The following is a 19,517-nucleotide window of genomic DNA, read 5'->3' as shown; positions in this document are numbered from 1 at the left end:
CAGGGACATCTCTGCCCATGACCTTACGCTCGGTCCTTTCGACCCTGGCGAGGGGCATTCGACAGGGCGGTGGCGATGCTCGCTGCCACGTCGGCGGGGTCCTCGTGTTCCCAGAAGCGGAGGACCGTCCAGCCGGCGGTGGTGAGGTGCTCGGTCGTCTCCAGGTCGCGGGCCATGTTGCGGTCGAGCTTCTGGCGCCACCATTCGGCGTTCGCCTTCGGATGGGTGGCGTGTTCGGGGCAGCCGTGCCAGAAGCAGCCGTCGAGGAAGACCGCGATCTTGGGGCCGGGGAAGGCGATGTCGATCGTTCGGCGAGGCAGGTCGGGCACGCGCCGATGCAACCGGTAGCGCATCCCGGCGGCGTGGAGCAGGCGGCGGACGGCCATCTCCGCGGAGGTGTCCTTGCGGGCCTGGCGACTCATGCGGGCCGATACACCGGGGGACGAGGGCGTGACAGGCACGGAGCCCATTGTGCCGGAGGGCGCGGGGGCGGGGTCAAAGATCACTGCCGGGCGGCGGGTCCCCGTGGTGCGAGGAGACTTCTTCCTGCGCGGTGACGAGTTGCGCCTGGTGCCGACTGTGATGCGCGTGAGTGAGGGCCGGGTGGGCCAACGGCTTTGTTTGCCAGAGGTGGTGGAGGAGGGTGCGTTCTCGGGTGTGGAAGTCGGGGGTGGGGCCGGTGCGGTGGGCGCGGCGGCGGAGGAAGGCCAGGGAGGTGGCGAGGGCGGCGTACTCGGTGACGGCGCGGGCGGCGGCGGGGCCGTGGGTGCGGCGGGCGATCGTGCGGGCCAGGGCGCGCGTCTTGAGGGAGGAGAGGGTGAGCGGGTCGGTCGGGGTGAGCCAGCCGGCGGCGGCGTACGGGGGGAGATAGGTGCGCAGGGAGAGCAGTTCCTCGCGGCGGGACCAGACGGCGAGGCAGGAGACGGCCGCGAAGACCGGAACCATGAAGAGCCCGTAGACGGCCAGGAAGCCGATGCTGCCGAGGGAGGACGCGCTGTTCCATATGGAGTGGAGCAGGATCGCCGTCGTCAGGCCCAGGACAGGCAGGGCCACGCGCAGCGGGCGGTGGTGGGGGTAGCGGGTCGCGGCGATGCCGAAGGCCAGGCCGGTGAGGACCGTGAACAGCGGGTGCGCGAACGGCGACATGATGACGCGTACGAAGAAGGTGCCCGCGGTGAGGGAGTCGGCGAGGCCGGCCAGTGAGTGCAGGCTGAGCGAGCCGAGGGTGAGGTCGCGGCCGAAGGCGTTGCCGAGGTAGAGGACGTTCTCGGTGAACGCGAAGCCGGTGGCGGTGAGGCCGGCGATGACGATGCCGTCCGTGATGCCGTCGACGTGCCGTCTGCGGAAGACGAAGAGCAGCAGGATGGCGGCGGCCTTCGCCGATTCCTCGACGACAGGGGCCACCACCGTACTGCTCCAGGTCTCGGCGTCGGTCGGCGAGACGCTGGCGATGTTCGTACTGAGCCACTGGGTCGCGAAGCCGTTGGCGACGATCGCGACGAGGGTCGCGGCACAGGCGCCCCAGGCGAAGGCGAACGCGAGGTTGCGCCATGGCTCCGGCTCCACGCGGTCGAGCCAGCGGAAGACCGTGACCAGGGCCGGTACCGGGAAGACCGCGAGGGCGCAGCCGACCAGGAACCCTTCGGTGCCGGTCTGCCGGCGGACCATGGTCAGGATGGCTATGCCGGACAGGGTCAGCAGGGCGATGAGCGTGAGGAGGGAGAGGACGCGGAGCACCGCGCCACGGGGGGCCGCTCCGCGGGAGGACGCCTTGTGGGAGAGCGCTCCGCGGGAGGACGCCTTGTGGGGGGTCTCCTCGTCGGGTGCCTGTGGCATCGCCGGGGGGCCACCCGGTGGTCCGTACGGGGGACCCGAGGGGCGGTCCGGTGACGGCTGAGACGGGTGCACTCTTCGACAGTAACCACCAGGTGGCGGCGGCGCGCGCAGTCGCCCACCCCGGCTGATAGGTGCGGGTGGAGGGGGTGCATACGGGCCAGAACCTGCCCTCAGGGGCAGGAAGGGGGCGTTGCCGTGGTCAGTCGGCACGGCGGCGGAAGAGGAGGTCGTGGACCACGTGTCCCTTGTCCAGGCCCTGGCCCTCGAACTTGGTGAGCGGGCGGAAGTCGGGGCGGGGCGCGTAGCCGTCGTGGAGGTTCTCCAGGGTCGGCTCGGCGCTCAGCACCTCGAGCATCTGCTCGGCGTACGGCTCCCAGTCGGTCGCGCAGTGGACGGTCGCGCCCGGGGCGAGTCGCGTCGTGACCAGCGAGAGGAACTCCGGCTGGATCAGGCGGCGCTTGTGGTGGCGCTTTTTCGGCCACGGGTCGGGGAAGTACACGCGCAGACCGGCCAAGGAGGCGGGCGCGAGCATCTCGCGGAGGAGGATGATCGCGTCACCGTTGGCCACCCTGATGTTGGACAGGCCGTTGCGCTCGGCGAGGGCGAGGAGGTTGCCCTGGCCGGGGGTGTGGACGTCACAGGCGAGGATGCCGGTGTCCGGGTCGGCGGCGGCCATCTGGGCCGTCGCCTCGCCCATGCCGAAGCCGATCTCCAGGACGACGGGGAGGCCGTCGAAGAGCGCGTCGAGGTCGATGCGGGAGAGGCCGTCGATGTCCAGGCCCCACCGGGGCCACAGCCGGCGGATCGCGTCGGCCTGGGAGGGGGACACCCGGCTGCGGCGCGGCTGGAACGAGCGGATGCGGCGCTCGTGGTGCGAGCCCGCCGGGTCGGCGGCCGGACCCGTGCCGTCGGGGAACATCGGCTCGTCGCGGTGGCGCGTGGGCGCCTGGCGCGCGAGGGGCGTCTGGGGGGCGGCGGAGTCGCCGCCCGTGTGCCCCTCGGGCGCGGTGGGGGCGGCGTCGGCTGGGGTGGCGGGGTTCTCGGACACAGTGGGTCGATTCTACGGGCGGGTGGGGGCGCGCTTCGGTTGGTCGGGTGGGGTGCCGCCCCAGCGGCGGCACCTTGCCCACAGCTGCCGCCCCAGCGGCGGCACCCCTGCCCGCAGCTGCCGCCGCTGCGGCTCAGCCCAGCAGGCGTAGCGCTCGGTCCGCTATCTCCCGGCCGATGGGGAGGGAGGCGGTGGCCGCGGGGGACGGGGCGTTGAGGACGTGGACGGTGTGCGGGCCCTCGGTGATGAGGAAGTCGTCGACGAGGGTGCCGTCGGGGAGTACGGCCTGGGCGCGTACCCCGGCCGGGGACGGGATGAGGTCGTCGGCCGTGACGGCCGGGAGCAGGCGGCGGACCGCGTCCGTGAAGGCGCGCTTGGACAGGGAACGGTGCAGCTCGCCCGTGCCGTACCGCCAGTGGCGGCGGGCTATCTGCCAGGTGCCCGGATACGCGAGCGTGCCGGCCAGCTCGCCGGGCCGCACCGTACGCCAGTCGTACCCCTCGCGGGCCAGGGCCGGGACGGCGTTCGGCCCGACGTGCACCCCGCCGTGGACGCCGCGGGTCAGGTGGACGCCGAGGAAGGGGAAGGCCGGGTCGGGCACGGGGTAGACCAGGCCGCGTACCAGGGAGTCGCGCGCGGGGGAGAGGGAGTAGTACTCGCCGCGGAACGGCACGATGCGCATTCCCGGGCTGTCGCCGGCCAGCCGGGCGAGGCGGTCGCAGTGCAGGCCCGCGCAGTTCACCAGGGCCCGGGCGCGGACGACCCGGCCCGTGGCCGTGCGGACCGCGACGCGGCCGGCGCGGCGGCCGATCGTGCGTACGTCCGCGCCGTACTCGATGCGCGCGCCGCCCTCTGTCGCGAGCTGCCCCAGCCGGGCGGCGACCGCGCCGAAGTCGGCGATGCCGGTCGTGCCGACGTGGATGGCGGCGAGGCCGCGCACCTCGGGCTCGTACTCCAGGATCTGTGCGGGGCCCAGCTCGCGCACCGGAATGCCGTGCTCCCGGCCGCGCTGGATGAGGGAGTGGAGACGGGGCAGCTCGGCGCGGTCGGTGGCGACGATCAGCTTGCCGGTGATCTCGTGCGGGATGTCGTGCTCGGCGCAGAACTTGGCCATCTCGGCCGAGCCCTCCAGCGCGAAGCGGGCCTTGAGGGAGCCGGGCGGGTAGTAGATACCGCTGTGGATCACGCCGCTGTTGCGGCCCGTCTGGTGACGGGCGGGGCCGGACTCCTTCTCCAGCACGACCACGCGGGTGCCGGGCGCCGCCTGGGTGATCGCGTACGCCGTCGAGAGGCCGACGATGCCGGCGCCGATGATCACGACGTCGCAGTCGGAGCGGGGGGCCGTGCCGGCGGTCCGGGTGGCACGGCGGGCCCGGTACGCGGGTGAGGTGCTTCCGGGGCGCGCGGTGCTCCGCGGCACGCCGGCAGGCTCTCCCGTGCCCGTGCCCGTGCCCGTGCCCGTGCCCGTGCCCGTGCCCGTGCTCGTGCCCGTACTCGTGCCCGTTTCCGCACGCCGCGCGGCTTCCGCGGGCCCCTCGGGCGCCTCCCCCACGGGCCGCCCCTCCGCCTGCTCGAACGCCATCGCGGCAGCACCTCCCCATCACGAGCAACGACACGTCACGACCGACATACCCATCATGCCGGGGAGCACTGACATCCGACCGGTACCGGCTTCGTCACCCGTACGGCGGACACTGCGGTGGCCAGCGTCGGAGCGCGGGGAGCGGCCGTGTGGCGAGCTGCGAATGCCACCGAAAGAGCGGCTCGTGATCCGGCCCACAGGCGGGCACGGGGCTCTTCCGCGCCCCTGGACCGATGCCCGCGCCCCTGGACCGGTGCCCGGGACGCGGTGGGTCTTGGGGGCTGTCCGGACGGCCAGGGACTCTAGACCGGCGCCACCAACAGTGGCCGGGCCCTTTCGCGCAGTTCCACCACGCGCGGCTCGTCGCCGTACGGCTCCAGGCGGTGCAGGAGGTCGCGTACGTACTCCGTCGTGCGGGCGGAGGAGATCCGCCCGGCCACCTCGACCGCGCGGGTGCCCGCCGCGCAGGCCGCGTCCAGATTGCCCGATTCCAGCTCGGCCACCGCCGACACCACCAGCCGGAGACCGTGCGAGCGCACGAATTCCTCGGTCGGGCGGGACAGGGCCTGTTCCGTGAAGCGCCGCACCTGGCGCGGAAGTCTCAGGTCGCGGTAGCACTCCGCGGCATCGGCGGCGAACCGCTCGTACGAGTAGAAGTCCAGCCAGGACGGGTCCGGGTCGCCCTCACGGGACCGTTCGAGCCAGCCCTCGGAGGCCTTCAGGGCGACCTCGCAGGCGCGGCCCTCGCCGGCCTTCGCCTGGGCCCTGGCCTCGACCAGCCGGAAGAAGCTCATCGTGCGGGCGGTGGCCAGCCCCCTGTTGCGCTCCAGCGCGGCCTGGGCGAGGTCGACGCCCTCGTCGGCGAAGCCGCGGTAGGTGGCCTGCAGCGACATCGAGGCGAGGACATAGCCGCCCAGGGGGACGTCGGCGGCGGCACGGGCGAGGCGCAGCGCCTGGATGTAGTACCGCTGCGCCGCCTCCTGCTGGCCCGTGTCGAACGCCATCCAGCCGGCCAGCCGGGTCAGTTCGGCGGTGGCCCCGAACAGTGCGCGCCCCACCTCGTCGCTGTACGAGGCGAGGAGTAACGGTGCCGCGTCCACGCGGAGGCACTCGGGCACCATGGAGGAACGCCAGTCGCCGCCGCCGTACTTGGAGTCCCAGCGGCGCGCGTCCTCGGCGGCCTCGCGCAGCTTGGAGACGTCGCTGTGGCCGACGTGCTGGGGCAGCGGATCGCTGCCGGGCGCCGCGTCCTTCGGGTCGTCCTTGCCGGCGGCTCTGTCCCTGGCGGAGACGGCGGCGCCACCGGGACCGCGGGCGACGCCGCCGGCCGCACCCGAAGGGCCGCCTCCCGCCTCCATGTCCGTGTCGTGCGGCTCACCGGGGCCCGTGCCCGCTTCGGGGACGCCGCGCGCCACGGAGCTGTCGGCGGGGCTTATGAGCCAGCGGGAGGCGGGTGTGGCGTACGCGCTGACGGCGAAGGAACCGGCCAGGCTCTGCCAGATGCCGCCGCCGCCCGCGCGCCGTCCGGCCAGATCCAGTCGGTACAGCTCGGTCGCGGACCGTACGGCGGCGCCCACGTCTCGCGGGAAGGCGAGGCCCACCTCGGGCGCGGGGTCGGCGTCGGCCAGCCCGATCTCGTGCAGCGGCACCGGCCGGCCGAGCTTGCTGCCGATCGCAGCCGCAATCAGATGCGGCGCCGCACCCTGCGGGACCATGCCTTTCGACACCCACCGGGCGACCGACGTCTTGTCGTAGCGAAGCGTCAGTCCGCGCTGCGCACCGAGGTCGTTGACCCGACGGGCGAGCCCGGCGTTACTGATCCCCGCGAGGGCGAGAACGGTGCCGAGTTTTTCGTTCGGCCCGCGAGTATCCCTGGACATGCGCACCCCTCGACCAAGCGACGGCCACCCCGTACTCCCCGGGGCATGCGTCCACCCAGAGTAGTTCGCTGAATCCCGACCGTTAAGGGCCGGTATCCCGGATGGCGAGATTCATGTCCGGTGGGGAGGACGGGCGTGGGCATGTGCTCCGGGTACGTGTTGCCGTGCGCCCGTCCGTGCGCGCTGGCCGCTCCGTCGCGGGCACGTTTCCATGGAACCTGCGTGGGTCGGCCCGCTGCACTGGATCCAGTGGGCTGGGGGACACCGCCACCTCATTCCCCGCGGGTGGCGGTCCGGTCCGGGGGGTGAGTCCCACCTCCCGGACTGTCGCGATCACTTCCGCAACGCATCGCAACGGGACCGCCGTACGGACCGAACGGTCCATGGTGCGGTCCGCGTGCCTCGTCGGCCGCCCCTGAGTGCGCCGGGTATGCGCCGAGAGCGCTCCCCTCCGCAACGTATCGGTACGGAACGGACTTTGGCTGAATACCGTCACCCGTCAGTTTCTCGCCGCGGGCCCCGCGAGGGCGCTCCGGGCGCGGTGGCAGGGTCCTCCTGGCGCGGCCGCGGGGCGGGTACACGCCGTCCCCGTGCCCCCTCTCGGCCGCCCCTGTCGTGGCAGAGTGGTCCGCACAACAGCTGTGCCATGCGCCGTACGGGGCGGCCGAGCGTCCCGTGACCGGTGTACGGAGCGACGGGGAGACGGGCGGGGAGGCCGCGATGCGCTGGTTGGTGGGGTGGAGCAGTAGCGCCACGGGCCCTGACCTCACCGACGACAGCCGGACCGTGCTCCCCGTGGGCGCCCACCTCCTGTGGGGCGACCCCGATCCGCTCTGGGCGGTCGGCGACTGGCGTCCCGACGAGGTGCGCGTCGTACAGGCCGACCCCGAGACCCGGATCGCGGTCTTCGGGGTCTGCGGTGCCACCGACGACCAGTTGCGGGTGGGCCTGCTGGCCGCGCGCGGCGGGGCGCTGCGCCATCTCACCGCGTGGGCCGGCAGTTACACCGCCGTCGCGCAGGTGGGCCGGCGGCTCACCGTCACGGGTGATCTGGCCGGTGCCCGCCCGGTGTTCCACACGCGATGGGCGGGCGGCACGGCCTACGCGACCGCCGCTCTGCCGCTCGCCGACCTGACCGAGGCCAGTCTCGACGTGGGGCACCTGGCGGCGCTGCTGGCCTGCCCGGACGCCCCTGAGGCGCTCGGCCACGGCACGCCGTACACAGGTGTGCGGCGCGTCCCGCCCGGCCACGCCCTCGTGCTGCGCGGCGGCGCCGGCGAGATCACCTCGTACGAGCAGAGCCACTCGCTCGCCGTCTCCGCGCCGCAGCTCGCTCCCGAACAGGCCGTGGACGGCGTACGGGAGGCGCTGGTGGAGGCCGTACGCGTGCGTCTGGCGGCCCCGCGGCACGCACCCGACCCGCGCGGCGGCCCGGGCGCTCCCGGCGGCCTGGACCCCGGTCCGGTGCCGGGGATGGGCCCGGCGGACCGGCGGGCCGCACGCGGTGCCCCGGCGCCCGGTGTCGGCGCCGACCTGTCCGGCGGCAGCGCTTCGGGCACCCTCGCGCTGCTCGCGGCCGGCCTGCCGGGGCAGCCGGGGCGGCTCAACGGGCAGGGCGAGCGGCTGCTCGCGGTGACCTTCAACGACCGGGCCACCAACGGCGGCCGGGCGTACCACGAGGCCGAGCTGGAGCGCGCCCGCAGCATCGCGGACAACCCCCGGCTGCACCACGTGGTCGTCGCGGCGGGAGAGGAGGCGCTGCCGTACGCGGACCTCGGGGCCGGCCCGCTCACGGACGAGCCGGGGCCCTCGATGGTCTTCGCCGAGCGGCATCGCAGGAGGCTGCTCTCGGGGAGCGCCGACCACTTCGTGGGGCACGGCGCACGACAGGTGCTGGACGCCCATCCGGCGCGCCTGGCGGACCTGTTGCTGGACCGGCGGCGACGGCATCTGCTGCGCCCCGTCACGGCGCTGGCCAAGGCCGACGGCGCGGCCGCGCACTCGGTGTCCATTCCGTTCACGGTCTACCGGGCCGCGCGCCGGCTGGCCCGTACGCCCTACGGGGCGGGGGTCTCCGAGGCCGCCGGGCGGCTGCTGGGGCGGGAGTTCGCCGACGAGCCGGTGGCGGGCAGCGCGGTGGACGCCTCACTGGCGGCGCTCGCGTGGTGCCGGCCCGGTCCTGCCGCGCGCTGGCTCACGGGCGAGGCGCTCGCTGAAGTATCGGTTCGGCTGAGCGACGCGGCGCTGCGCGCACCGGCCGTCGGGCGCCCCGGCCAGCAGCGGGCGCGCGCGGCACTCACCCGGCACGCCGCCGATCACCGGGTCTTCGAGCAGGCCGCCGAGGTACGGAACCAGCGCCTGCACGCCCCCTTCCTCGACAACCAGGTGGTGCTCGCCTGCCGCGCGCTCCCGGACACGCTCCGGGTGCAACCGGGGGCGCGGGCCTCGGTGTTGCGTGCCGTGCTCTCCGGCGCGGGCATCCGCGACCTGCCGCCCGGCTGGGGCGCGACCTCGCACGTGACGCACGCCGCCGCGGTACGGGCCGGGCTGCGCGCCTCGATGGACGACCTCGTCCGGCTCTTCGACGCGCCGCTGCTCGCCGACGCCGGGCTGGTGGAGGCCCGCGTCGTCCGCAAGGCGCTGCGGGCCGCCGGTGACGGTGTGCCGCTGCCGCTGGACGGCCTCGCTGAGCTGGTCTCCACGGAGCTGTGGCTGCGCCGCCTGCTCGCCCGGCGCGGCACCTGCTGGACGGGCGCGGCGGCTCCCAGGCAGCGCGCCGTCGCGAGCGGGGTCGAGCGGCTGGCGCTCTAGCGGGACGGCGCCGTCCGGGCGGACCGTCCGGACGCCCCACGGGGCCCTGTGGCGCCCGCACAGCCGCCCTCAGGAGCGCTACCGGCAGCTGATCTGTGACTGTGCCCAGTCGCTGAACGTCAGGGTGTCGGCGGGCGTCTGCGGCTCGGCCACCAGCCGCAGGGTCGTACGGCCCGCCACCGGTACGTGCACCGGTACGGCCGCGTCGCCGCCCCGCACGACACCGGAGCGCCACTGCCGCACCCCGTCCGCGTACACGGAGAAGCGCACCGCGCCGTGCCCGAGGGCCAGGTCGTCCACGCCCGCGAAGGCGTCGAACGCCGTGCACTCCCTGTTGAGGTCGATCGTCACCGAGGACGGGGCGTGCGTCGTCACCCCATGGGGGTAGTGCTTGCCCCCGATGCTGACGCCTCCCGGGCGCTTCCACAGGAAGCCGCTCTCCGCGGTGCGCACCTCCGGCTTGCTGCCGTCACCCATGAAGTCCCAGTCCAGGGTGTTGACGGGGAACGTGGCGGCCGGTGGCGGCGGCGCCGGCTCGGGCGGCTCCGGCTTCGGCTCCGGCTCCGGAGGCGGCGTCGGCTCCGGCGTGGGTGCCGGCTTCGGCTCGGGCGCGGGCTCCGACGGCGTGGGCTTCGGCTTCGGGGGCGGGGTGGGTTCCGGCTCAGGGGGCACCGGCTTCGGCGGCTCGGGCTCCGGCTTCGGGGCGGGCTTCGGCTCCGCCTTCTGCGGCGCCGGGCTCGACGGTGCCGGTGGGGGCGGCGGGGGCGGCCCGGCGTGCGTCTTCGGCGGATCCTGGAGCCCTGCCAGCGCCAGGGCCACGCCCGCCGCGGTGATCGTGAGCCCGGCCCCGATACCGACCTTCGCGGGCGTCCCGAGCCCCTCAGCGGCCGCTCCGGCCCCCGCGGAGTTCCCCGAGCCCCCGGCGGCCGCCGCGGCACCGGTAGCGGCCGCCGCGCCCGCTCCCGCGGCCCCCACGACCCCGGCCGCCGCCTTGACCGCGTACCCGGCGGCGAACCAGCCGATGACCGCGACCGGCAGCACCGTGCGGATCCGCTGGTTGACGTCCGCGACCTCGCGCGCCGCCAAGCGGCAGCGCGGGCACTCCTCCAGGTGTTTGCGCAGGCCCCGCTCGGCGCGCACGCGCAGGCCCCCGCGGGCGTAGGCGCCCAGCCGGTCCGCGTACCGGGCGCAGTCGCCGCCCGCCGTCAACGTCTCGCTGACGTGCGCCTGGAGGTACGCCTGCTTGAGCCCTTCCCGGGCCCGGTGCGCCAGTACGGCCGTGGCGTTGGCGGACAGCCCGAGGAGCGGCGCCACCTCGCTCGGGGACTCCTCCTCGACCGTCGTGTGCCACAGCACCGTCTGATAGCGCTCGGGCAGGCTGCGGAACGCCCGGACCGCCAGGGAGCGCTCGGCCTCGTGCATCGCGCGCACGTCGGCCCCGAGGTCCAGCGTGTCGTCGTCCAGGGAGGCGCCGGCGGCGGAGGACGCGAAGACCGCGAAGTCCTCGACCAGATGCTCGCGCCTGGCCGTCCTGCTCCAACTGGCGGCGGCGCGGCGCACGGTGGTGAGCAGGTACGCGCGGACCGCGGTCTTCGGCCCCGCACCCCCGCGCACCGCCTGGAGGGTACGCGCGAACACCTCGCCGGTCAGGTCCTCGGCGGTGTGCGCGTCCCGGCAGCAGGTGCGGGCGTAGCGGCGTACGGCATCGGCGTGCCGGCGGTACAGCTCCTCGTACGCGCTGTCGTCACCGGCGCGCATACGGGCGACCAGCTCGGTGTCGGAGGGCGTCGGCCCGGCCGTACCGGACGCGCCGGCACCGGGCGTGCGCTGCTGCGGTACGGCTTCCGGGCGGCCCCTGGCCGGGCCGCCGCTCCTGGCGGGGCCGGTGACGCCGCCCGCGCCGACGCCGCCGTCGCGCTCGTCGCGCCCCTCAAAAGTCATTGCCGAGGCTCCCGGACCGCTCCCACCCTGACCATCGCGCAAGACTGCCACAACGATGGCCGAAGCCTTACGGGAGAGCCGGGCTATCACCCGTCCGAGGTGACTTGCCCGGCAACAGCTCTAGGAGCCGCCTTTCCGGGGCATGATCGACGGTTCGGGGCGGGTGCCGTACGGGCCCGTGACACGGCAGTGGCCGGGGCCATCGCCCCGGCCACACCGTCCGTACTCCGCTCAGGCCACCGGCCGCGACCTCAGGCCCTCCAGCAGGATCTCCAGGAGCCGTGCCGAGGCGGCCTGCTGCTGCGCCGCGTCCGGGAGCGACGGCGCGCCCGTGGCGATCACCAGCAGGACGTCCGAGACCGTCACGTCGGCGCGCAGCTCTCCTGCCTCGCGCGCCCGCTCCACGAGCTGTCCGACGACCTCCAGGAGGGCCTGTGCGCCCCCGCTGTCCGCCGCGGGAGCCTCCGGCCCCTGCCCGTTGGAGTGCGGCTGGGCCGGTTCGTCGTCCGGCGCCGTGCGCTGCGCCACGATGCGCAGTTCACCGGGCGCGACGGCCGGTTCCAGCGCGGACCGCTGCTGCGGCACCCGCGCCCCGGCGAGCCCGTCGGCCCCGTCCACGCCGCTGCCCACCCGCAGGATGCTGGGCGGCAGCAGGCGGCCGGCGCCGGACGCCACGGAGGTGCGCAGGAAGCGCGAGAGGGCCGACCACGGGTCGTCCTCCTGACCGAGCGCGGTGCGCGCCTGGTCCGTCAGCCGAGCGGTCTCCTCCTCCGCTATCCGGCGGACCAGCACGTCCTTGCTCGGGAAGCGGCGGTAGACCGTGCCCACCCCGACGCGGGCCCGGCGGGCCACGTCCTCCATGGGCGCGCCGTACCCCAGCTCGCCGAAGACTTCACGGGCGGCCCGCAGAACATGTTCCAGGTTGCGCTGTGCGTCCACCCGGAGCGGTGTGGTCCGGCCGGGCACGCCTGCCTCGCTCACGCCGCCGGTCCGGTCACCCGCAGCGGTCGCCACGGCTGCCGGCCAATGAGAACTCTGCATGTGCATAGATGATCCCCCGGTAATGACGTCTCCCCCCGGAGACTCCCCGCCCTGACTGCCGGGGCTGCCGACAAACAGGCTCCACCCCGACGGAGTACGAACATAGTTGAGCGCAGGTCAAGAATGAAGGGGGCAGTTCCGTACAGTCCGCCCCTCGATCGGAGTACGGGCCCGATCCGCCCCGTTTCCGTACACTCCCGCCATGTCGTACCCCCGTCTGACCTGCGGACCTCATTCCACACCGGCGGAAGGAAGGGTTCCAAGGGGGTCTCCGGCGCACCGTCCGTATTTCGCCTTTCCTGTGGACAAAGAAACGGCGGGAAGGCGTCATGGAGAAATGCTGTGCCCCGGAGCGGGTACACGGCTATCTGATCGTGGCTCCGCCGGGGCCGGACCGACGCCCCCGGACGCACCCCACGGGCCACGGGCGACGTCGCGAGGAGATCCTCTGTGAAGCACCCGGCGCGCATTCTCGTGGTCGGCGGCGGCTACGTCGGCATGTACACCGCCCTCCGCCTGCAGCGGAAGCTACGGAAGGAACTCCAGGACGGCACGGTCGAGATCGTGGTGGTCGATCCCGAGCCGTACATGACCTACCAGCCGTTCCTGCCAGAAGCGGCGGCCGGCTCCATCTCGCCCCGGCACGTCGTCGTCCCCCTGCGCCGCGTCCTGGACCGGTGCCATGTCGTCATCGGCGAGGTGACGGGCATCGACCACGCCAAGCGCACCGCCACCTTGAAGACGCCGGCCACGGAGGAGGAGGGCACCGGCGGCACCGAGACGGAGTACGACGAGCTGGTGCTCGCGCCCGGCTCGATCTCGCGCACGCTGCCCGTCCCGGGATTGGCCGATTTCGGTATCGGCTTCAAGACCGTCGAAGAAGCCATCGGCCTGCGCAATCACGTACTGGAGCAACTCGACATCGCTTCCTCCACCCGCGACCCCGCGGTCCGGGACGCCGCGCTCACGTTCGTCTTCGTGGGCGGCGGCTACGCGGGCGTCGAAGCCCTCGCCGAGCTGGAGGACATGGCCCGGTACGCGGTGCGGTACTACCACAACGTGCGCGCGGAGGACATGAAGTGGCTGCTGGTCGAGGCGACCGGCCGCATCCTCCCCGAGGTCGGCGAGGAGATGGGCCGGTACGCCCTTCGGGAGCTGCGCGGACGGAACATCGATGTCCGCCTGAACACGCGCCTGGAGTCGTGCGAGAACCGCGTCGCCGTCCTGGGGGACGGCTCGCGCTTCCCGACCCGCACCCTCGTATGGACGGCGGGCGTCAAGGCGCATCCCGTCCTGGCCGCGACCGACCTGCCGCTCGACGAACGCGGCCGTCTGAAGTGCACCGCCGCGCTTCAGGTGGTGGGCGTCGAGCACGCCTGGGGCGCGGGTGACGCCGCCGCCGTACCGGATGTGACGGCTGGGGGCACCTCCCGGACGAAGTCCGGAGGAGAGCCGGGCAAGGAGTGCGCGCCCAACGCCCAGCACGCCGTGCGCCAGGCCAGGGTGCTCGCGGGCAACATCGTCGCCGCCCTACGGGGCGAGCCCGTCCAGGAGTACGCCCACAAGTACGTCGGTTCGGTGGCCTCCCTGGGACTGCACAAGGGAGTCGCGCACGTGTACGGGCGGAAGCTGAAGGGCTATCCGGCGTGGTTCATGCACCGCGCCTACCACCTCAGCCGCATCCCGACCCTCAACCGCAAGGCCCGCGTGCTCGCCGAATGGTTGCTCGCCGCGTTCTTCAAGCGCGAGATCGTCTCGCTCGGCTCGCTGGAGCACCCGAGGGCGGAGTTCGAGCTCGCCGCGGGCACCGGGCGGCACACCGGGACGGGTTGACGACGGGACGGGCGCGCGGTTGACGCCCCTTCGGGTGGCCCGGCCCTCCCGGGTCGCCCCCCGTACTGCCACGGCCTCCGTACGATGCTGCGCGCGGCGCTCACGGTGGCGACTGCGGCATACCCCTGGACCATATGCCCTCGTCGGTCATACGTTCACCGTTGCGTTCAGTCGAACGGGCGGTGTGCAGCCCGGTCAGGAACTCCGCCCGGCGCTCCGGCGTCTGACGGATGTCGGACGGGTCGGTCACACTGGACGTGTGACCATGGGTGGGCTCGTATTTGCAAAGAGTGACAAGCGCGAGGAATTGGGACGTTTGCTGCATCACGCCAGAGGGCGCTCGGCGCGCCCCCGCCCGACCTTCCGCCGGCCAACGGCCGGGAGGCTCTTCCCGGCCGCCGGACCGGCTCGGCGCCGCGTCGCGATCTAAGAGGTACACCTCCGTGAACTTCACTCGCTGGAGCGCCCGTTTCCCCGGTACGCAGCGCCGTGCCGCGCGGGCCGACCGAGGTGCGGCCCCGGGCGCGTCGTCCCCCAGGCCGCCCCGGAGAGCCGCCGCCCCCACGGACACGCCTGCCCAAGGCCCCTCCGGCGCTCCCGCCACCCCGCCGGCCGAAGCCGCTGGGCGGCCCGAGGCCGACCCCGCCGCGGCCACCACGACGGACGCCGCGGCCACCACGACGGACACCACGGGCACTTCGCAGGAAGTCACCGGGAGCTCGGTCCCCGCCGCCCGCGCCGGCCGCCCCGAAACGCACGCCCCCTCCTTGGACGGCGCGTCCGGTACGCAGCCACCCACCGTCGACGTGCTCTCCGCCCACGAGATCCTCGGCACGATCCCCGCCCTGGTCGCCGTCGTCTACGGCCCCGAGCACCGCATCGCCTACGTCAACGGCGCGTACGCCAAGGTCTTCGGCAGCCGCCCGGCGGGCCTGACCGCCCGCGAAGCCCTCCCCGAGCTCGACGAGCTCGGCCTGCTGCCGCTGATGGACCAGGTGCTGCGCAGCCGCAAGCCCCGTACGGTCAAGGCCCGCAAGGTCCCCGGCGGCGCCGGCTCCGACCTCAGCCGTGACGGCTACTACACGTTCACCTGCACGCCCATCGAGGTCGCCGCCGCCAGCACCCCGGCCCCCGACCCCGAGATCGCCTGCGTCGCGCCGCACAAAGGCGTCCTCGTCTTCGCCGCCGACGTCACGGACCAGGTCGAGGCCGCCGAACGGCTGCGGGCCGCCGAGCGCCGCCAGCGCGAGGCCGCCGTCACCCTCCAGCGCTCCCTGCTGCCCCAGGAGCTCGAACAGCCCGACGACCTCAGGGTGGCCGCGATCTACCACCCCGGCGGCACCGACGCGGCGGTCGGCGGCGACTGGTACGACGTCATCACGCTCGGCGCCGGGCGCACCGCCCTGGTCATCGGCGACGTCATGGGCCGCGGGGTGCGCGCCGCCGCCGTCATGGGCCAGCTCCGTACGGCCGTCCGCGCCTACGCCCGGCTCGACCTCCCGCCGCACGAAGTCCTGCAGCTCCTGGACGGCCTCGCCGCGGAGATCGACGCCAGCCAGATCGCCACCTGCGTCTACGCCGTCCACGACCCCAACGAGGGCCGTCTGGTCTACGCCTCCGCCGGCCACCTGCCGATCCTCGTGCGGGACCAGGACGGCACGGTCCACCGCGCCGAGGAGCCGACCGGCCCGCCCCTCGGTACGGGCGGCTGGCTGCACACCTCCGGCAGCGTCCCGCTCGGCCCCGGCTCCACCGCCGTGCTCTACACGGACGGCCTGGTCGAACGGCGCGACAAGGACATCGACGAGGGCGTGGCGGCCCTGGAGGACGCCGTGGCGGGCGCGACCGGCGCCCCCGACATCATCTGCGACCGCCTGCTGCGCGCGCTCGGCATCTCCAACGACCACGACGACGACGTCGCCGTCCTCGTCCTCCAGCACCCGGACCGCACCGGCCCCGAGGCCGAGCTCTTCCACAACGCCGCACTGGAACTGCACGGCGGTACGGAGGCGGCGCCGCGCGCCCGCGCCTTCGCCTCCGGGGTGCTCGCCTCCTGGCGCTTCTCCCCGGAGCTGCACGACCTCGGCGTACTGGCCGCGAGCGAGCTGGTCGCCAACTCGCTGCAGCACGGCACACCGCCCATGCGGCTGCGGCTGAGACGTACGGACCGCCGGCTCATCGTCGAGGTCACCGACGGCGACGAGCACCTGCCGCGGCGCCGCCGCGCCGAGCCGGTCGACGAGGCGGGCCGCGGCATCTCGATCATCGCCACCATCGCCTCGAACTGGGGCTCCCGCCGCACACCGGGCGGCGGGAAAGCGGTGTGGTGCGAGTTCGCGCTGCCCAGCGAGGGCTGAGGCCTGTGCCGTCACCCCGGCCGGGCGCCCGGGAACCACGAAAGAGGCCGGGTCCGTACGGATGTACGGACCCGGCCCCGGCCGGTCACACGGCTCACGCGACGCAGGCGACCTCGTCCCGCACCGGCACCTCCGCCGGCTCGGCGGCGGCACGCGGGTTGTCCTGCGCGGGGGTCAGCATCCGGCCCAGGCGCAGGGCCAGCGCCGAGATGCCCAGCGCGCACAGGATCAGCATCACGATGTACGCGGCCGACGCCCCGTGGCCGACCATCAGCGCGCCCACGGCCGGGCCGACCGCCAGCGCCAGCTGCTTCACCAGGGCGAAGACCGAGTTGTACTGACCGATCAGCCGGCTCGGCGCCAGGTCCGCCACCAGCGGCGACACCGTCGGCGACAGCAGCGACTCACCCACGCCGAACAGCATGTACGTGGAGATCAGCAGCCCCGTGGCCACCGCCTGCGCGCCGTGCACCAGGCCGGACAGCCCCGCGGCGATCCACGCCACCGTCCAGATGAGCCCGACCACCGCGACGACCCGGCTGCGGCGGCGCCGCTCCACCAGCTTCAGGACGACGAACTGCGCCATCACGATGGCCGCGGTGTTGGCCGCCAGCGCGATGCCCAGCGTCGACGGCTGGATGCGGGTGACCTCGGTCGCGTACGCGGCGAGGCCCGACTCGAACTGCCCGTAGCAGGCGAAGAACAGCACGAACCCGAGGGCGCACAGCCACAGCATGCGCCGGTCGGCGAGCAGCGCGCGCCAGGCACCCTCGGCCCGCGCCTCGACCGGGACCTCACCCTCGACCTTGGGCGCCTTCGGCAGCCGTACGGTCGCCACGGCGGCGCCCAGCACCAGGAACATCACGGCCTCGATCGCGAACAGCCGCACGAAGCTCGCCGGGTCGCTCTCGTCGACGAGCATGCCGCCGATCAGGCCGCCGATGCCCAGGCCCAGGTTGTTCAGGAAGAACTGGGTGGCGAAGGCGCGCGACCGCGTCACGGTCGTCGAGCACCAGACGATCATCGTCGCCAGCGCCGGCTGGATGACCGCGATGCCCGCGCCGAGCGCCACGGTCGAGGCGATGACCAGCGGCTCGGTGTCGGACAGCCCGAGGCCGAGTGCGCCGAGGGCGGCCGCGAACGTGCCCACCACGGCCACCGGCAGCGGACCCCGCCGGTCGATGGCACGACCGGTGAAGGGCAGCACGACGAGCGCGGCGACGGCGAGCATGGCGAGCACGACACCTGCCGTACTCGCACCAAGATCACGCACCTTCGCCACGTAGACGTACAGATACGGGACCGTGAAGCCGTTGCCGAACGCGCTCAGTGCGTTGCCCAGCTGGATCCGGCGCAGCGCGGCGCCCATTGCGGTGGTCACACTCACCTACCTAGGTCGAGAAGGTCGTCAGATACGTATGCAGGTGTGCAGGGCAGGGCGCGGCGGCACACGGGAATCGAGACCCCCGGAGCAGACCTGGTGCCCCCCCGGCACTGGCGGACTTCAGAGGAAGAGGAGAGCCGCAACGTGTTCGGTCCGTCCCGGACAGTCACAAGCTGAAGACTTCAACTCTAAAGTTCGAAGCTAAAGAGTACATGACCAAGGACTTCAACGCCAACGACTTCCGTGCCATACTGCGCCGCATGTCAGAGCCCTCAGAAGCGGTCCCGAGCCCGGCCGAGCCGAGCCTCGAGGAACAGATCGCGGCCTACCAACGCGAGTTCCAGGACCTCGACCCGCAGGTGGAGAAGGTCGTCTCCGCGCTGCAGCGCCTCAACCGCCGGATGAACGTCGCCTACGGCCGGCAGACCGCCACGCTGGGGATAAGCAATGCGGAGTGGGAAGTACTGAAGGCCCTCGTCGTCTCCGGCGCCCCGTACCGCCTCGGCCCCGGCGAGCTCGCCAAGCGGCTGGGCCTCACGCCGGCGGCGATGACGCACCGCATCGACCGCATGGCGAGCGAGGGGCTCGTCAACCGGGAGCGCGACGAGAACAACCGCGTACGTGTGATCGTGGAGCTCACCGACGAAGGCCGCGAGAAGTGGCTGGAGGCCATGCGCCTCGCCTCGGTGTTCGAGGAGGACCTCCTCCAGGACCTCGACTCCCGAGAGCGGGGCCTCCTCGGCGACGTACTGACCCGACTGCTGCGCAGGGTGGAGGACGCCCAGCCGGACGCTGACGGCCGCCTCACCGACCTCGACTGAACACCCCTGCCACGCCTGTTCCGGCAGCCCGGACCCCGGTTGACACGGGGTACCTCGATCCGTAGTGTTCTCCGAGTTGCCACACAGCCGTAACGGTTTTGCGGCAGCCACTCACGCCGCACCGGCGGCAACCCACTACTGCACGACCTTCCTTCGGGAACAATTTCGGCATGCCGAAATTCGACCGACCGGCTCGATTATGAACCGGCAGGGAAAACCGCTAAAGTAGTGGACACGCCGGAAGGCGCGAAAAACCCCGCCGACGGGGATTCGGAAGCGAATTCGGACCGGAAACGAGCCGGAAAGCGTCTGATAGAGTCGGACTCGCCGAAAGGGAAAGCCCGAAAGGGCCGACCGGAAAGCGAACCCCGCTCCAACAGGGGGCCGGAAACGCCAAGCGGATCTGGTAAGGTTGGAACCGCGAAGAAGCCGAAAGGCCGAAACGCACCGGCGAAAATCGGAGCCGCAAGGATCTGATAGAGTCGGAAACGCAAGACCGAAGGGAAGCGCCCGGAGGAAAGCCCGAGAGGGTGAGTACAAAGGAAGCGTCCGTTCCTTGAGAACTCAACAGCGTGCCAAAAGTCAACGCCAGATATGTTGATACCCCGTCTCCAGCAACTCTGCTGGGACGAGGTTCCTTTGAAAGCCCTCCCAAGCTTGGGAGGCAACACAGCGAGGACGCTGTGAACGGATCGGACTATTCCTCCGATCTGTTCCGCTCTCGTGGTGTTCGCCCCGATCACGGGGAAGCATTCACGGAGAGTTTGATCCTGGCTCAGGACGAACGCTGGCGGCGTGCTTAACACATGCAAGTCGAACGATGAAGCCGCTTCGGTGGTGGATTAGTGGCGAACGGGTGAGTAACACGTGGGCAATCTGCCCTGCACTCTGGGACAAGCCCTGGAAACGGGGTCTAATACCGGATACGACACGGGATCGCATGGTCTCCGTGTGGAAAGCTCCGGCGGTGCAGGATGAGCCCG

12 protein-coding genes and 1 rRNA gene (1 of these 13 cut by a window edge) are annotated in these 19,517 nt (G+C 73.0%); 5 read left to right on the top strand and 8 right to left on the bottom strand.

Going from position 1 to position 19,517, the window contains the following annotated elements:
- Positions 1-23: 23 nt before the first annotated feature.
- The 5 genes from AAC944_RS17995 to AAC944_RS17975 all read right to left on the bottom strand — a co-directional run bounded on the left by AAC944_RS17995 (position 24) and on the right by AAC944_RS17975 (position 6,346).
- Positions 24-422 (bottom strand): very short patch repair endonuclease, encoded by a 399-nt coding sequence (locus tag AAC944_RS17995; protein ID WP_107054260.1) that lies wholly within the window; start codon positions 420-422, stop codon positions 24-26.
- Positions 423-495: 73 nt separating this feature from the next.
- On the bottom strand, positions 496-1,836 hold the full coding sequence (locus tag AAC944_RS17990) for a PrsW family intramembrane metalloprotease (RefSeq protein WP_078888947.1): 1,341 nt from the start codon (positions 1,834-1,836) through the stop codon (positions 496-498).
- A 199-nt stretch (positions 1,837-2,035) separates the two neighbouring features.
- Positions 2,036-2,884, bottom strand: a complete 849-nt coding sequence (trmB, locus tag AAC944_RS17985; RefSeq protein WP_030623406.1) for a tRNA (guanosine(46)-N7)-methyltransferase TrmB — start codon at positions 2,882-2,884, stop codon at positions 2,036-2,038.
- Positions 2,885-3,017: 133 nt separating this feature from the next.
- The gene (gene lhgO, locus AAC944_RS17980) at positions 3,018-4,466 is read right to left on the bottom strand and encodes an L-2-hydroxyglutarate oxidase (RefSeq protein ID WP_368397225.1); all 1,449 of its coding nucleotides are present in this window, start codon (positions 4,464-4,466) and stop codon (positions 3,018-3,020) included.
- Positions 4,467-4,768: 302 nt separating this feature from the next.
- Positions 4,769-6,346: an NsdA family TPR-like regulatory protein gene (locus tag AAC944_RS17975; RefSeq protein WP_030623400.1), complete on the bottom strand. Its 1,578-nt coding sequence runs from the start codon at positions 6,344-6,346 to the stop codon at positions 4,769-4,771.
- Positions 6,347-7,066: 720 nt separating this feature from the next.
- Between AAC944_RS17975 and AAC944_RS17970 the strand changes: the two genes are divergently transcribed.
- Positions 7,067-9,157 (top strand): asparagine synthase-related protein, encoded by a 2,091-nt coding sequence (locus tag AAC944_RS17970; protein ID WP_030623398.1) that lies wholly within the window; start codon positions 7,067-7,069, stop codon positions 9,155-9,157.
- Between the two features lie 78 nt (positions 9,158-9,235).
- Here the strand turns inward: AAC944_RS17970 and AAC944_RS17965 are convergent, their stop codons facing one another.
- Positions 9,236-11,098: a sigma-70 family RNA polymerase sigma factor gene (locus AAC944_RS17965; protein ID WP_078888946.1), complete on the bottom strand. Its 1,863-nt coding sequence runs from the start codon at positions 11,096-11,098 to the stop codon at positions 9,236-9,238.
- Positions 11,099-11,329: 231 nt separating this feature from the next.
- Positions 11,330-12,145, bottom strand: coding sequence for a TetR/AcrR family transcriptional regulator (locus tag AAC944_RS17960; protein ID WP_030623395.1), 816 nt, complete (start codon positions 12,143-12,145; stop codon positions 11,330-11,332).
- 444 nt (positions 12,146-12,589) lie between these two features.
- On the opposite strand from AAC944_RS17960, the gene AAC944_RS17955 reads away from it, so the two are divergent.
- Together AAC944_RS17955 and AAC944_RS17950 are read left to right on the top strand one after the other, a co-directional pair.
- Entirely contained in the window at positions 12,590-13,972 is a 1,383-nt protein-coding gene (locus AAC944_RS17955) for an NAD(P)/FAD-dependent oxidoreductase (protein ID WP_030623393.1), read from the top strand.
- A gap of 443 nt (positions 13,973-14,415) precedes the next feature.
- The gene (locus tag AAC944_RS17950; RefSeq protein ID WP_030623391.1) at positions 14,416-16,329 is read left to right on the top strand and encodes an ATP-binding SpoIIE family protein phosphatase; all 1,914 of its coding nucleotides are present in this window, start codon (positions 14,416-14,418) and stop codon (positions 16,327-16,329) included.
- Between the two features lie 94 nt (positions 16,330-16,423).
- Here the strand turns inward: AAC944_RS17950 and AAC944_RS17945 are convergent, their stop codons facing one another.
- Entirely contained in the window at positions 16,424-17,710 is a 1,287-nt protein-coding gene (locus AAC944_RS17945) for an MFS transporter (protein WP_030623389.1), read from the bottom strand.
- 263 nt (positions 17,711-17,973) lie between these two features.
- Here AAC944_RS17945 and AAC944_RS17940 point away from each other — a divergent pair, with 263 nt between their 5' ends.
- Entirely contained in the window at positions 17,974-18,534 is a 561-nt protein-coding gene (locus tag AAC944_RS17940) for a MarR family winged helix-turn-helix transcriptional regulator (protein ID WP_030623387.1), read from the top strand.
- A gap of 752 nt (positions 18,535-19,286) precedes the next feature.
- Positions 19,287-19,517 (top strand): 16S ribosomal RNA (locus AAC944_RS17935); it runs 1,298 nt beyond the window's last position.

The organism is Streptomyces sclerotialus (assembly GCF_040907265.1).
Classification (GTDB): Bacteria; Actinomycetota; Actinomycetes; order Streptomycetales; family Streptomycetaceae; genus Streptomyces; species Streptomyces sclerotialus.
This window is presented reverse-complemented; position numbering and strand designations above follow the sequence as displayed.